The organism is Brachybacterium sp. SYSU DS0246 (assembly GCF_059391765.1).
The window spans coordinates 23,207-37,519 of the sequence record NZ_JBZXYT010000034.1; the positions used below are offsets into that span (position 1 = coordinate 23,207).

The following is a 14,313-nucleotide window of genomic DNA, read 5'->3' on the forward strand; positions in this document are numbered from 1 at the left end:
GAGCTCCGGGGGCCCGCAGCCGCGCAGCGACGCGGAACCACGGGGCGGAGCCGGGCGTCCCGGTGCGGAGAATCCGCCCTGCGCGATTCGGGCCCGGCCGCGGGGCGCGGTCACACGTCCCAGGGGTCGTTCTGCCGCAGCGTGACCGCCAGCCTGCGATAGGAGGCCAGACGGGCCGGTCCCGCGCTGCCGGCCGCTCCGGTCTCGACCAGCTCGTCGAGGGCGCAGTCCGGAGCGTCCTCGAGGTGGCTGCAGCCCCGGGGGCAGGACTCGGCGAGGCCGGCCAGATCCCCGAAGGCATCCAGCAGCTCGTCGGGATCGACGTGCCCCAACCCGAAGGAGCGCACCCCCGGGGTGTCGATCACCCACCCGTCGGCGCCCGGCAGCTGCATCGCGAGCGCCGAGGAGGAGGTGTGGCGGCCACGGCCGGTGACGTCGTTGACCTCGCCGATGGCCCGGTCGGTGCCGGGGACCAGCGCGTTGATCAGGGTGGACTTGCCGACGCCGGAGTGGCCGATGAGCACGCTGATGCGGCCGGAGAGCCGCTCGCGCAGCTCCTCGAGGCCCTCGACCTCCCCGTCGGGGCGGCGACGGGTCACGACGTGGTCCAGGCCCAGCGGGGTGTAGCTGCGCAGGAACTCCTCGGGGGAGCGCAGATCGGCCTTGGTCAGCACCAGCAGGGCATCCACCCCGGCGACGTAGGCCGCCACCAGGCAGCGGTCGATCATCCCGCCGCGCGGCTCCGGTTCGGCGACGGCGGTCACCATCACCATCAGGTCGACGTTGGCGACCAGCGGGCGCTCGGTGGAGTCGTCGTCGTCGGCGCTGCGGCGCAGGAACGAGCTGCGCTCGTGGATCCGCACGATCCTCGCCAGCGTCCCCTCGCGACCCGAGGTGTCGCCGACCAGTCCCACCAGGTCGCCGGGGACGACGGGGGAGCGGCCCAGCTCCCGGGCGCGCATCGCGGTCACGGTGCGCTCCTCGTCCGTGCCCGCGCCGACCACGGTCCGCCAGCGACCGCGGTCGACCGAGACCACGCGTGCGGTGATCGCGTCGGCGTGCGCCGGGCGGTCCTTCGTGCGGGGCCGCGACCCGCGACGGTTGGGCCGGACGCGGACGTCGGCCTCGTCGTAGTCGCGCGGTGATCGGCTCACGCGTCCTCGCCGGCGGGCGGGTCGGTGTGCAGCATCGACAGCCACATCCCCACGAAGTCCGGCAGGGTCTTCTGGGTGGTGCCGATGTCGACGACCCGCAGGTCGGGCACACGCAGACCGAGGATGGCGGCGGCGGTGGCGAGCCGGTGGTCCTCGTAGGTCTCGAACGTGTCCCCGTGCAGCTCGCCCGGGTGGATCTCGAGGCCGTCCTCGTGCTCGAGAGTGCGGGCGCCGACCTTGGTCAGCTCCGTGGCCAGGGCCTTCAGCCGGTCCGTCTCGTGGCCGCGCAGATGCCCCACGCCTCGCAGCCGGGACGGCGAATCGGCCAGGGCGGCGACGGCGGCGATCGTCGGCACCAGCTCGCCGACGGCGGACATGTCCGCGTCGATGCCCTGGACGACGCCGGTCCCGCGCACGGTGAGAGTGCGGCCCTCGCGCCAGACCTCGGCGCCCATCCGGCTGAACAGGTCCCGATAGGCGTCCCCGGGCTGTGTGGTGACCTCCGGCCAGTCGTCCACGGCCATGGTGCCGCCGGTGACCATCGCGGCGGCGAGGAACGGGCCCGCGTTCGAGAGATCCGGCTCCACCGTGGTGGCGACCGGTTCGATCTCGCCGCGGGCGACGGTCCACACCGGCCTGCCCGTGCCGTCCCTGTGGTGCGCGGTCTCGACGCCGGCCTGGCGCAGCGTCTCCACGGTCATCTCGATGTGCGGCAGGGACGGGAGCGTCTTGCCCACGTGGACGAGCTCGAGGTCCGCCTCGCCACGGGCCCCGACCAGCAGCACGTTGGAGATGAACTGGCTGGAGGCCGAAGCATCGATCTCGACCCGGCCGCCGCCGAGGCGCCCGGTGCCGTGCACGGTGAGCGGCAGGTGGCCGGGCTCTCCGTGCTCGGTGACCTCCACGCCCTGCTGCCGAAGGGCCGCGATCACGGCGCTCATGGGCCGTGCCAGGGCCGCATCGTCCCCGGTGAACCGCACGTCCCCGTGGTGCAGCGCCGCCAGCATCGGCACGAAGCGCATGACGGTCCCTGCCAGACCCGTGTGGATCTCGATCGGATCCGCAGGATGCGGCGAAGGCGGCGGGAGCGGATGGATGCGCAGCGAGTCCTCATGGACCTCGAGGGTGGCCCCGAGGCGTTCGAGCGCATCGCGCATCAGGCGGGTGTCCCGCGAGACCAGGGCCCCGCGCAGATCGGAAGGTCCCGCCCCGGCGGCCGCCAGCACCATCCAGCGGGCGGTCAGCGATTTCGATCCCGGGACCCGCACCAGGGCATCGACGGGTCTGTCGGCGACCGGTGCCGTCCACAGGACCTCGGGGGACACGGCCTCAGCCCCGCTGCGAGGCGAGCTGCTTCTGCGCGGAGCCCGCCGTGGCCTTGGCGCGCTTCTGGGCCTTGCCGGCCTTCTTCTGCAGGTCCCGCTTGGTGGCGTCGGCCTTCTTCTCCAGCTTCCGCTGCGTGGAGCCGGCCTTCTTCTCGAGCTCGCGCTGCTTGGCGGCGGCCTTCTTCTGGCTGGTCTCGACGAACTTGTTCACCTGGTACCCGAGCGAGGGGCGGCCCTCGTGATCGACCACGGCCAGCAGCACGCCGCCGAGCAGGCCGGCGTCGGTGAGGATCGACTGGACCTCCTGCAGGAGCTCCTCGCCACGCAGCTCCCACACCTTCTTGCGACCGGCCCAGCCGACCGACGTGGTCAGCAGCAGCGGCGCGGCCGCGGCGCGGGGGCAACGGTTGGTGGCGTACAGGACGCCGGCGCCGGCGGCGACGGCGCCGCTGACCCGGATGATCGTGCGCACGTCCACGAAGTCGGGGGTCGAGGACTTGGCCAGAGCGGAGTCGACCGCCTCGAACGCCTCGGGGTAGACATCGATCTCGCGCTCGGGGCGCTGGGCGGTGCGCACGCCTTCATAGATGAAGGGAGCGGCGAGCAGGGGACGGGCGATACGGCGGACCAGGGCCATGGTGTCCTCACGATCTTGACGAGTGTCAGCAGGTCCGGTGACCGATGTCGGGCAGGTCACCGACGTCCAGACTACCGCGCAGGGAACAAGCGCCGCGCCCGGCGCGTTGAACCATCCGGTCCCGACGCGCGCCGCTGGCCCGCGGGTGGCCGCACGGCAGCGATGAGCCGACAGATCGGTAGACATCGGTGGACCCCGACAACGGTCGATGCACGGCGACAAATACCGACACACGACGGCAGACATCGACACACGACAGCAGACGACGACCGGCGACGACAGACGACAGCAGACGACAACAGACCAGGCAATGCGCGAAGGCGACCCCGGCGCAGGGAAGGCGGACGATGACTGCACTGCTCACACAGGCCCCTGCCCGCCGTTCTGGCGTAGGTTGGACGGCAATGATCCAGACAGATTCCGCCCCGAGCCCCGACGCGGGCCTCCCGGAGACCCCGGCCGCCTCCTCCGCCACCACGGGGCCTGAGGGCGGCGGTACCGCGCCCGAAGCGGCCGGCGACGAGCAGTCCCAGCGCCTCGCGCAGTCCTCCGGTCCCGACGGGGCCGCGGACGCCTTCGACTTCGAGAGCGAGGCGCTGTCCCATCTGGACTCCCTGTACGGCGGTGCCCTGCGGATGACGCGCAACCCGCACGACGCGGAGGACCTCGTCCAGGAGACCTTCATGAAGGCCTTCCGCGCCCGCGACCGCTTCACGCCGGGCACCAACATGCGCGCGTGGCTGTACCGGATCATGACCAACAGCTACATCTCGACCTACCGTCAGAAGCAGCGCCGCCCCCAGGAGGCCTGGAACGAGAACGTCGAGGACTGGCAGCTCGCCGAGGTCGCCTCGCACACCAGCAGCGGGCTGCGCTCCGCGGAGGCCGAGGCGCTGGACCACCTGCCGGACTCCGCGGTCAAGGACGCCCTCAGCGAACTGCGCGAGGACTACCGGCTGGCGGTGTACCTCGCCGATGTCGAGGGGTTCGCCTACAAGGAGATCGCCGAGATCATGGACACCCCGATCGGGACCGTGATGTCCCGGCTGCACCGGGGACGCCGCCAGCTGCGCGACATGCTCTCCGGCTACGCCTACCGCAGCGGCTTCCTGCGCGCGGACCCCTCGGCCGCGGCCGGGGCGGACGATGACACCACCGGCTCGAGAGATCGGGAGGAGGAACGATGACCCAGAACGACATGACCGCGACCGGCGGCGCCGATCAGCCCCGCCGCGACCTGCGCTACGGCCTCGAGGAGGCGCTCGACGGCGAGCTGCCCCCCGAGGTGGTGGCACGGATGGAGCGCCACACCGAGGGCTGCCCCGAGTGCGCCGAGGAGTGGGAGCAGGTGCGCCGGATGAAGGAGCTCGTGCGCCGCAGCTGTGCGGATCGCGCGCCGTCCTCCCTGCGCGAGCGGATCGCGGTGCAGTACCGCAGCGTCTCGGTGACCCGGACCACCGACGCCGACGGCAGCACCAGCGTGCGCATCACCACGACCAGTACCCGCCGGCAGCTGCCCGACTGCTGACCCGCGCCGACGACACCTGCGCCGACGCCATCCGCAGACGACAGGAGGCCCCTCCCCGAACGGGGAAGGGCCTCCTGTCAGTTCGCGCCGAGCGCGATCACGGTCAGCTGTTGGGGCGCTTGCCGTGATTCGCGCTGTTCTTGCGGCGAGCCTTGCGCTTGCGTCCTCGCTTGCTCATCACGTTCTCCTTCCTTCGCCCGGTAACCCGACGATTGTGCCACAGCCTCGCTGATCGAGGCGGGCAGCGACGGCCGGGCGGTCACAGCTGAGGGGGAGGTCACTCCGGCCGTGGAAGCGCTCGGGCCCGGAGGCTCACGATGAGGTGCCCAGCCAGGATCCGAAGCCGCCGTGGAGGACGAGCCAGGCCATCAGCCCGTAGCCGGTCTGGCCGGAGTGGTCACCGGGGGAGCGCGCCACGTCGGACTCCCACTGATCGTGCCCGGAGAGCCCGCTGACCGTGTTCACGTAAGGGATCCGGCGCCGCGAGCAGACGTCCTCGAACGCGCCGGAGAGCTCCTGGATCGTGGCGGTGACCTGGGAGTCTCTGCTGGGAGGCGGGCCCACCACGAACGCCGGGATCCGCAGCCGCTCCAGGCCGTCCAGGATCTTGGCGAGGTTCAGCCGGGAACGGGCCAGGGAGATCCCGGCCTCGACGTCGGCGCGGCCCATGGCCAGGACGACGCGGTGGTCGACCCTGCCCTCGGCCTGCGCCGTGAGGTCCATCCGGCGCCTGACGTCCTCGTCCCACCGGTCGGCGAGCTCCGCGGTGGTCTCTCCGGGAAGCGCCGAGGTGAACACGTCGATGCGGTTCTCGGCGCCCTGCTCACTGGCCACGGCACGACCCAGCCACCCCAGGGCGCGAGCATCGCCGATGCCGGCGAGGAGCTCGTCACCGAGCGCGATGACCCGGATCCGGCAGTCCGAATTCGGGGTGGTCGATGTGGACACGGTGTGCACCGGGGCCTCCTGAGGGACGGGAACGTCAACTGTATCGGCGAGGAGGGTCGGGGGCGAACCCGCGGCCCGGTGGCGCCGCTCAGGATTCGAAGGCGCGGGTGAGCAGGTCCTCCTGCTCCTCCTTGTGCGTCGTCGCCGACCCGGTGGCCGGGGAGGCCGACGCCGGACGGGCGACGACCTTCAACGTGCGCCCCACCTCGACCGCGAAGTTCAGGGCCATGAAGCCCCACGCGCCCTGGTTCAGCGGCTCCTCCTGGACCCACGTCAGCGAGGCCTCGGGATAGGCATCCAGCACCTCGGTGAGCTGCTCCGTGGGCAGCGGGTAGAGCTGCTCGAGACGGACGATCGCGGTATCGGTCAGCTCCTCCTTCTCGCGGCGGGCCGCCAGATCCCAGTACACCTTGCCGGAGGCCAGCAGCACCCGGCTCACGCCGGAGGCGTCGACCGTGGAATCCGCCAGCACCGGCTCGAAGCTGCCGGTGGTGAAGTCCTCCACCGAGCTGACCGCGGCCTTGTTGCGCAGCATCGACTTCGGCGTGAACACGATCAGCGGCTTGCGCGGATCGGTCTTGGCCTGCCGGCGCAGGAGATGGAAGTAGCTGGCCGGGGTCGACGGCATCGCCACCCGCAGGTTCTCCTCGGCGCACATCTGCAGGAACCGCTCGATGCGCGCGGAGGAGTGGTCGGGCCCCTGCCCCTCGTAGCCGTGGGGCAGCAGCAGCACGACGCTGGAGTTCTGCCCCCACTTCTGCTCCGAGGCCGAGATGAACTCGTCGATGACGACCTGTGCGCCGTTGACGAAATCGCCGAACTGCGCCTCCCACAGCACCAGCGACTCCGGGTTCTCCACGGAGTAGCCGTACTCGAAGCCCAGCGCCGCGAACTCCGAGAGCGAGGAGTCGTAGACGTTGAAGCGCGCCTGGTCCTCGGAGAGGTTCGCCAGCGGCGTCCAGGTCTCGCCGGTCTCGTGGTCGATGAGCACGCTGTGGCGCTGGACGAAGGTGCCGCGGCGGGTGTCCTGACCGGTCAGGCGCACCCGCCGGCCCTCCATCAGCAGCGACCCGAACGCGAGCAGCTCACCGTAGGCCCAGTCCACGCCGCCCTGGGTGGACATCTGCTGGCGCCGGGCCAGGAGCGCGCCGAGCTTGGGATGGACGGTGAAGGAGTCCGGGACGGCCCCGTGCACCTCGCCGATGCGCTCGAGCACGGAGGCGTCCACGGCGGTCTGGACCGGGCCGCGGTCGCTTCCCGAGCGCTGCGAGGCGGGCAGATCGAGACCCTGCACGCTGGAATCGGGATCGGCGTCCGACCCCGAGCGGGTGGAGGCGAACGCTTCGTCCAGGTGCTCCTGGAAGTTGCGCACCAGGCCCTCGGTCTCCTCCTCGGTGAGGTCGCCCCGTTCGATGAGCGCTTCCATGTACAGCTTGCGGGCGCTGGGCTTCTCCTTGATCAGCGAGTACATCTGCGGCTGCGTCATCGAGGGGTCGTCGCCCTCGTTGTGACCGCGGCGGCGGTAGCAGACCATGTCGATGACCACGTCGCGGTGGAACTTCTGGCGGTAGCGGAAGGCGATCTCGGCGACCCGCACGCAGGCCTCGGGATCATCGCCGTTGACGTGGAAGATCGGTAGCTGCGTCGACTTCGCGACGTCGCTGGAATAGAACGACGAGCGCGAGGAATCCGGCAGCGTCGTGAAGCCGATCTGGTTGTTGATGATCACGTGGATGGTGCCGCCGGTGCGGTATCCGCGCAGCTCCGAGAGGTTCAGCGTCTCGGTGACCACGCCCTGGCCGGCGAAGGCCGCGTCGCCGTGCAGGAGGATGGGCAGCACCGGGAACTCCCCGGGGCGCTCGAGCTGGTCCTGCTTGGCCCGCGTGATGCCCTCGAGAACGGGATTGACCGCCTCCAGGTGCGAGGGGTTCGCCGCGAGATACACCTTGGTCGGCTCCCCGTCGTGGGAGGTGTAGGTGCCCTCGGTGCCCAGGTGGTACTTCACGTCGCCGGAGCCCATGGTCTGGCCGTAGTTGCCCTCGAACTCCTGGAAGATCTGTCCGTAGCTCTTGCCGGCCAGGTTCGCGAGCACGTTGAGGCGACCACGGTGGGGCATCCCGATGCAGACCTCGTCGACGTCGTCGTGCGCGGCGCCGTGCAGCACCGCGTCGAGCATCGGGATCACGGACTCCCCGCCCTCGAGCGAGAACCGCTTCTGGCCGACGAACTTGGTCTGCAGGAAGGTCTCGAACGCCTCGGCGGCGTTGAGGCGCTCCATGATGTGGGTGTGCTCGACCTTGTCGAACGGCCGGCGCGGAGTCTCCATCTCCCGCTGCAGCCAGGCGCGCTCCTCCGGATCGGAGATATGCATGTACTCCACACCGATGGTGCGGCAGTACGCGTCGCGCAGGACCCCGAGGATCTCGCGCAGAGTCATCTCGTCCTTGCCGCCCAGCCCGCGGGTGGGGAAGATGCGGTCGAGGTCCCACAGCGTCAGCCCGTACGTCTCGACGTCGAGATCCGGGTGGGTGCGGATCTTGTACTGCAGCGGATCGGTGTCCGCCATCAGATGGCCGCGCACACGGTAGGAGTGGATCAGGTCCATGACCCGCGCGAGACGCTCGGACTTGGAATCCTTGAACGGATTGTCCGGCACCCAGCGGATCGGCTGGTAGGGGAGCCGCAGGGAGGCGAAGACGCGGTCGTAGAAGCCGTCCTTGCCCAGGAGCTTGTCACCCATGAGCTTGAGGAACTCGCCGGAGGCGGCGCCCTGGATGATCCGGTGGTCGTAGGTGGAGGTCAGCGTCATGACCTTCGAGACCGCGAGGTCCGCGAGGGTTGCCGGGCTGGCTCCCTGGAACTGGGCGGGGTAGTCCATCGCGCCGACGCCGACGATCGTGCCCTGGCCCTGCATGAGCCGCGGGATGGAATGGACGGTGCCGATGCCGCCGGGGTTCGTCAGCGACACCGTGGTGTGCGAGAAGTCCTCCATGGTCAGCTTGCCGGCGCGGGCCTTGCGCACCACTTCCTCGTAGGCCTTCCAGAAGCCGAGGAAGTCGAAGCGCTGGGCGGCCTTGATGTTCGGCACGACCAGGCCGCGCGAGCCGTCGGGGCGAGGCATGTCGATGGCGAGGCCGAAGTTGACGTCCTCGCGCTTCAGCAGCAGCGGCTTGCCCTTCTCATCGACATCGAACCCGTTGTTCATGTCGTTGACCTCGGTGATGGCCTCGACCATCGCCCAGCCGATGAGGTGGGTGAAGGAGACCTTGCCGGCGCGGTTGCGCTTGAGGTGGTTGTTGATCACGACGCGGTTGTCGAACAGCAGCTTCACCGGCACGTCGCGCACGGAGGTCGCGGTCGGCACCCCGAGCGACTCGTCCATGTTGCGCACGACGGCAGCGGCCGGGCCGCGCAGCTTGACCCGCTCCGGCTCCTGCAGCTCGACCACGGGGATCTGCGCGGTGGTGGTGGGGATCTTGGCCGGGCGGTCCGACGTGGTCGAGACGGCGGGCTTCTTCTGTTCGTCCTTCGCGGATGCGTCGTTCACGGGAGCAGATTCCTTCGCGGACTGAGAGGGTGCCGCGTTGCTCGCGGCAGGAGGAGTGGGAGCGTCGGAGGAGGGGGCGTCGGACGGCGGGGAGCTCTCGGCCTCGTCGGCCTGCCGGGGCTGCTGCTCGGCCTCGCCGGTCGGCGTCCGCTCGTCGGCCTCTTTCGAGGGGGACGAGTCGGTCTCCTCCGGCGCGCCGGAGGAAGCCTCCGGGGCGGGGTCCGGTGATGTCTCTGCTCGGTGGGAGGAGAAGTACTCCGCCCAACTGGGGTCGACGCTCGAGGGATCTTGCTGCCACTGCTCGCGGAGTGCGTCCACGAGCCATTGATTCGGACCGAACTCCGAGGTCCCGGAGTCCTGTGTCTGCTGTGACACTCTGAGATCGCCAGCCTTCTCACAGTCGAGTGATGCGGATATTGACAGCCTAACGGAGCAGGGCCGATGGATTGGGCCGCTCGCGCGGTCTGCGGGAGATTGACCGCCTGGTCGTGGGTGACATCACGTCGGCGGTCCGACCCGCGGCAGGACCACCCGGATCAGGGACGAGCGGCCGTCCTCGGCGACCTCGGTGCGCGGGTCGTCGAGCACCTCGATCGTGCCGCCGTGGAGCCCGACGGCCCACCGTGCGATCGCCAGTCCCAGGCCGGTGCCGCCGGAGCTGTCCGCGTAGCCGCCGCGCTGGAACCGCTCGAACACGCGCGAGCGGTCCTCGCGGGCGATGCCCGGTCCTTCGTCGTGCACGTCGATCCGCACGCCGGCGTCGTCGCCGGTGGGCGCTGCGCGGATGTGGATGCGTCCGCCGGCGGGGGAGTGCCGCGCCGCGTTCTCGAGGAGGTTGTGGATCACCTGGTGGATGCGAGCGGCATCGGCGGTGACGGTCAGATCCGGCGGCTCGACGTCGACGATCCAGCGCGCGTCACGGCCTCCGGTGGCCAGCGCCGCCGAGTCGACCACTTCGTGCAGGAACGGGGTGAGCTCGATGTCCTCGAGATCGAGGTCGACGACGCCGGCGTCCAGCCGCGAGAGGTCCAGCAGCTGGTCGACCAGGAGGGAGAGGCGCTCGGTCTCGGTGAGCGCGACCGACAGCGCGGCCGGGTCCGGCTCGGTGACTCCGTCCACGATGTTCTCGAGCTGAGCGCGGAGCCCGGCGACGGGGGTGCGCAGCTCGTGGGAGACGTTCGCGACCAGGTCCCGCCGCATCCGGTCGGTCTCCTCCAGCTCCGAGGCCATGGTGGAGAAGGCCGAGGCCAGCTGCCCCACCTCGTCCCGGCTGGTGGCGCGGATGCGCTGGGTGTAGTCGCCGCGGGCCATGGCCCGGGCGGCGGCGGTCATCTCCCGCAGCGGGGACGTCATGCCGCGGGCCAGCAGCTGGGTGACGACCAGAGCCGCGATCACGACCAGCGGGATGGCCAGCAGCGGCTCGATGCCGGCCCGGATGCTGACCTGGGTCAGCAGCGCGGCGGCGGTGACGACCACGCCCACCAGGACCCCGAGCTTGACCTTGAAGGACCGGAAGCTGTCCAGCGGGCGCACATCCAGCCGGTCCGGCACGCGTCTGCGCTGCGGGTGCGCGGAGCCCGGGTCCGCGCCGTCGTGCTCGGAGCTCACGATGCCGGGTGCGACTCGTCAGGTCCGGACTCGTCGGCCGGGTCCGCGGCGGCTGAGTTCTGGTCCCGGTCGTCCTCGGCGTCACCGCCGTCCGGATCCTCCTCGTCGTCCGGGATCTCCAGCGCGTAGCCGACGCCGTGGACCGTGCGGACCAGATCGGCGCCGAGCTTTCGCCGCAGCGCCTTGACGTGGGAGTCGACCGTCCGCGTGCCGGTGGCATCGACCCAGTCCCATACGTCGGCCAGGAGCTGCTCGCGGGTCAGCACCGTGCCCGGGGCGTTGGCCAGGCACAGCAGCAGGTCGAACTCGGTGGGCGTGAGGTGGGCGGGCACGCCCGCCCGCATCACGCGGCGGCCGGCCCGGTCGATGACGAGGTCGCCGAACTGCAGGGCGACCTGCTGCTCGCTCTCCGTGGTCGCCGGCGCCGCGGCGCGGCGCACCCGTCGCAGCAGAGCCTTCAGACGGGCGGCGAGCTCGCGCATGGAGAATGGCTTGGTCATGTAGTCGTCCGCGCCCACGCCGAGACCGACGAGCATGTCGGTCTCGTCGTCCCGGGCGGTGAGCATGAGCACCGGGACGGGTTCGTCGGCCTGGATGCGCCGGCACACCTCGAGGCCGTCGAAGCCGGGCAGCATGACGTCCAGGACCACCACGTCCGGGCGCACCTCGGCGACCGTGCGCACGCCCGAGGGGCCGTCGAAGGCGGTGGAGACCTCCCAGCCCTCCGCGGTGAGGCGGTCGGCGATGGCGCGGGTGATCGTCATCTCGTCCTCGATCACCACCACGCGCACGGGCGAGGAGGGAGCGGATGATGCCTGGTCCGGGGTCGACATGGCGCCACTGTAGACCGCAGCGCCTGAATCCTCGGGAATCCTCGGGAATCCTCGGGGATCCTCGGGCATCGGAATCCTCCGGCATCCGCGCGAGAGGCGTCGCTGCCCTGCGGTGCTCCGCCCCACTCGTGGCGGGCCCGCCCCGTCAAGCGCCGGCAACCTTTGGGGCGTGAGGGCAAAAACTTGGCAATGACCCGGTTGACCTAGCCGTCCACGCCCAGGTCCGACCGTAGATTGACGGCGGTTGTTCGGCGACGCGTACTTCCCCTGTCCGGCGTCGCGCTCGGACAGACGCAGGAACCCGGAATGTGCAGTCGTACTGGAAGCAGGTCGAGATACGTGGCGAATCATCGCGCTGACGGACGCGCCACGGTGCGCAAGCACCGTGCCATCGGAGGAACTCATCGCGACGCGACCCTCCCCGCCGGTGTGGTGAAGGTCAGCGTGCTCGGAGCACTCGCGACCGCCACGATCGCCGCACCGCTGGCCGCTGCCGCGGCCGGGGTCGACGAGGACATGCCCCAGAGCGCGTCCCAGGCGTCTGAGTCCGGCTCCCGGGGCCAGGGTGACTCCGCGAAGCAGGCCGGCCCCGCCGCCGAGGTCCCGCCCGTCGCCCTCCCGGTCGCCGAGGCCGCCGGCTCTGCACAGCAGGCCGCGGCCGAGACCCGTGCGGACGAGGACAGCGCCAGCCGGAGCGAGGAGCGCACCGCTCCCGCCGAGGAGGACGCCGCGTCCGAGGAGCCCGCAGAGGATCTCGGCATCGAGGTGGAGCTCCCCGAGCCCGAACCCGCGGTGAGCGAGAGCTCCGCCGGGGCAGCCGGCAGCAGCGGGTACGTCCGTCCCGTCAGCGGCCCCATCACCTCCGGCTTCGGCGGTCGCATGCACCCCGTGCTGGGCTACTTCAAGGGCCACGACGGCGTCGACTTCGGTGCCAGCTGCGGCACCCCGGTCCACGCCGCGAAGGGCGGGACCGTCGTCGCCGTCGAGTACCACCACGCCTCCGGCAACCGCGTGAAGATCGACCACGGCAACGGGGTCATCACCGGCTACTACCACCTGCAGGGCTTCAACACCTCTGTCGGTGCCACGGTCGAGGCCGGCGAGGTCGTCGGCTACGTCGGCACCACCGGGCGCTCCACCGGCTGCCATCTCCACTTCGCGAAGATGGACGAGGCGGGCAACTACTCCAACCCGATGTCGCTGCTGCAGTGAGCCGCACCCCGGTCGTCCTCGGCGTCGAGTCGTCCTGCGACGAGACCGGATTCGGGATCGTCTCCGACGGCGTCCTGCTCGGTCAGGGCCTCGCCTCCAGCGCCTCCCAGCACGCCGAGTTCGGGGGAGTGGTCCCCGAGATCGCCGCCCGCGCCCACCTGGACGCCGCGGTCCCCACCCTGCGCATCGCCCTCGCCGACTCCGGTGTCGAGGCCGAGGACATCACCCACGTCGCCGTCACCTCCGGACCCGGGCTGGCCACCGCCGTCCACGTCGGCCTCGCCGCCGCGAAGTCCGTCGCCTGGGCCCTGGACAAGCCGCTGTTCGGCGTCCACCACCTGGCCGGTCACGCCGCCGCGGACACCCTCGAGCACGGGCCGCTGCCGGAGCGCAGCATCATCCTCATCGTCTCCGGCGGCCACACGTCGATCCTCGCCGTCGGCGATCTCGTGCGCGACCCGATCGAGCATCTCGGCGACACCCTCGACGACGCCGCCGGTGAAGCCTTCGACAAGGTCTCCCGGCTGCTCGGCCTGGGCTACCCCGGCGGGCCCGCCATCTCGCGCGCCGCGGCAGGCGGCGACCCGGGTGCCTTCTCCTTCCCCCGCGCCCTGCTGCGCCCCGGCGATGCGCCCTTCACGTTCTCCTTCTCGGGTCTCAAGACGGCCGTGGCGCGCACGGTCGAGACCCTCGAGCGCGCCGGTGAGCCGGTGCCGGTCGCCGATATCGCCGCCTCCTTCGAACAGGCCGTGGTGGATGTGCTGGTGACCAAGTCGCTGCGCGCCGTCCGCGAGCGGGAGCTGGACACCCTGGTCATCGTCGGCGGCGTGGCCGCGAACGCACGCCTGCGGTCCGTGGCGCAGGAGCGCTGCGATGCGGCGGGCGTCGAGCTGCGGATCCCGCCGCCGCGGCTGTGCACCGACAACGGCGCCATGATCGCCGCCGTCGGGGACCTGCTGGTCCGCTCCGGCGCCGACCCCAGCGGGCTGCGCATCGCCGCGGATCCGTCCGCGGTCCTGCACGGGGCCCAGCTGCCGCTGCCGCGGTGAGGTCCCTCTCACACCGGCGCCGCCTGCCCGGCACGGATGGTCATCCCGGCGCGTGGTGTTGCTAGACTTCCGTGGTCGGCCCGCGTAGCTCAGTGGATAGAGCGTCTGCCTCCGGAGCAGAAGGTCGTAGGTTCGAATCCTGTCGCGGGCACTGACACCCGGAGCCGGGGCACCGTCAGCACGGTGCCCCGGCTCTCTCATGTGACGAGGTTGCGCATCTCCACGCGACGCTCAGGCGCGAAGGGGGGGGGGGGGGGGCCCCCCCCCCCCCCCCCCCCCCCCCCCCGCCCCCCCCCCCCCCCCCCCCCCCCCCCCCCCCCCCCCCCCCCCCCCCCCCCCCCGATTCCGGAGTCGAGGCCGAGGACATCACCCACGTCGCCGTCACCTCCGGACCCGGGCTGGCCACCGCCGTCCACGTCGGCCTCGCCGCCGCGAAGTCCGTCGCCTGGGCCCTGGACAAGCCGCTGTTCGG

The 14,313-nt window shown here is 71.3% G+C and carries 12 protein-coding genes, 1 tRNA gene and 1 pseudogene; 6 read left to right on the forward strand and 8 right to left on the reverse strand.

Translation table 11 applies throughout. The annotated features are described in order from the left end of the window. Nucleotides 1–110 precede the first annotated feature (110 nt). Genes rsgA through AC5020_RS14665 form a run of 3 tightly spaced genes read right to left on the reverse strand, consistent with a single transcriptional unit; the run spans nucleotide 111 to nucleotide 3,116 of the window. Entirely contained in the window at nucleotides 111–1,154 is a 1,044-nt protein-coding gene (gene rsgA, locus AC5020_RS14655; protein WP_464988809.1) for a ribosome small subunit-dependent GTPase A, read from the reverse strand. Continuing rightward, nucleotides 1,151–2,479, reverse strand: a complete 1,329-nt coding sequence (aroA, locus tag AC5020_RS14660) for a 3-phosphoshikimate 1-carboxyvinyltransferase (RefSeq protein WP_464988810.1) — start codon at nucleotides 2,477–2,479, stop codon at nucleotides 1,151–1,153. Before aroA ends, rsgA begins: the two co-directional genes overlap by 4 nt. Before the next feature lie 4 nt (nucleotides 2,480–2,483). Further along, the gene (locus AC5020_RS14665; protein WP_464988811.1) at nucleotides 2,484–3,116 is read right to left on the reverse strand and encodes a hypothetical protein; all 633 of its coding nucleotides are present in this window, start codon (nucleotides 3,114–3,116) and stop codon (nucleotides 2,484–2,486) included. A gap of 404 nt (nucleotides 3,117–3,520) precedes the next feature. Here AC5020_RS14665 and AC5020_RS14670 point away from each other — a divergent pair, with 404 nt between their 5' ends. Together AC5020_RS14670 and rsrA are read left to right on the forward strand one after the other, a co-directional pair. Beyond that, nucleotides 3,521–4,303, forward strand: a complete 783-nt coding sequence (locus AC5020_RS14670; RefSeq protein ID WP_464988812.1) for a sigma-70 family RNA polymerase sigma factor — start codon at nucleotides 3,521–3,523, stop codon at nucleotides 4,301–4,303. Continuing rightward, on the forward strand, nucleotides 4,300–4,644 hold the full coding sequence (rsrA, locus tag AC5020_RS14675) for a mycothiol system anti-sigma-R factor (protein WP_377792893.1): 345 nt from the start codon (nucleotides 4,300–4,302) through the stop codon (nucleotides 4,642–4,644). Before AC5020_RS14670 ends, rsrA begins: the two co-directional genes overlap by 4 nt. A gap of 103 nt (nucleotides 4,645–4,747) precedes the next feature. Here the strand turns inward: rsrA and AC5020_RS14680 are convergent, their stop codons facing one another. The 5 genes from AC5020_RS14680 to AC5020_RS14700 form a co-directional block, all read right to left on the reverse strand. Continuing rightward, on the reverse strand, nucleotides 4,748–4,822 hold the full coding sequence (locus AC5020_RS14680; protein WP_377017627.1) for a 50S ribosomal protein bL37: 75 nt from the start codon (nucleotides 4,820–4,822) through the stop codon (nucleotides 4,748–4,750). Between the two features lie 134 nt (nucleotides 4,823–4,956). Then, a complete protein-coding gene (locus AC5020_RS14685; RefSeq protein ID WP_464988813.1) occupies nucleotides 4,957–5,601 on the reverse strand; it encodes a GDSL-type esterase/lipase family protein in 645 nt (214 codons plus the stop codon). Between the two features lie 79 nt (nucleotides 5,602–5,680). Continuing rightward, complete coding sequence (locus AC5020_RS14690) at nucleotides 5,681–9,514, reverse strand: multifunctional oxoglutarate decarboxylase/oxoglutarate dehydrogenase thiamine pyrophosphate-binding subunit/dihydrolipoyllysine-residue succinyltransferase subunit (RefSeq protein ID WP_464988814.1); 3,834 nt, start codon at nucleotides 9,512–9,514, stop codon at nucleotides 5,681–5,683. 123 nt (nucleotides 9,515–9,637) lie between these two features. After that, complete coding sequence (locus tag AC5020_RS14695) at nucleotides 9,638–10,747, reverse strand: sensor histidine kinase (RefSeq protein WP_464988815.1); 1,110 nt, start codon at nucleotides 10,745–10,747, stop codon at nucleotides 9,638–9,640. Beyond that, nucleotides 10,744–11,580 (reverse strand): response regulator transcription factor, encoded by an 837-nt coding sequence (locus tag AC5020_RS14700; protein ID WP_464988816.1) that lies wholly within the window; start codon nucleotides 11,578–11,580, stop codon nucleotides 10,744–10,746. The genes AC5020_RS14695 and AC5020_RS14700 overlap by 4 nt, the downstream gene beginning before the upstream one ends. A gap of 339 nt (nucleotides 11,581–11,919) precedes the next feature. On the opposite strand from AC5020_RS14700, the gene AC5020_RS14705 reads away from it, so the two are divergent. The 4 genes and pseudogenes from AC5020_RS14705 to AC5020_RS14720 form a co-directional block, all read left to right on the forward strand. Further along, the gene (locus AC5020_RS14705) at nucleotides 11,920–12,792 is read left to right on the forward strand and encodes a M23 family metallopeptidase (RefSeq protein WP_464988817.1); all 873 of its coding nucleotides are present in this window, start codon (nucleotides 11,920–11,922) and stop codon (nucleotides 12,790–12,792) included. Continuing rightward, nucleotides 12,789–13,841 (forward strand): tRNA (adenosine(37)-N6)-threonylcarbamoyltransferase complex transferase subunit TsaD, encoded by a 1,053-nt coding sequence (gene tsaD, locus AC5020_RS14710; RefSeq protein WP_377019755.1) that lies wholly within the window; start codon nucleotides 12,789–12,791, stop codon nucleotides 13,839–13,841. Before AC5020_RS14705 ends, tsaD begins: the two co-directional genes overlap by 4 nt. Nucleotides 13,842–13,919: 78 nt before the next feature. Then, nucleotides 13,920–13,992: transfer RNA gene (locus AC5020_RS14715), tRNA-Arg, on the forward strand. A 205-nt stretch (nucleotides 13,993–14,197) separates the two neighbouring features. After that, nucleotides 14,198–14,313, forward strand: a pseudogene (locus tag AC5020_RS14720) (tRNA (adenosine(37)-N6)-threonylcarbamoyltransferase complex transferase subunit TsaD); the annotation flags it as partial.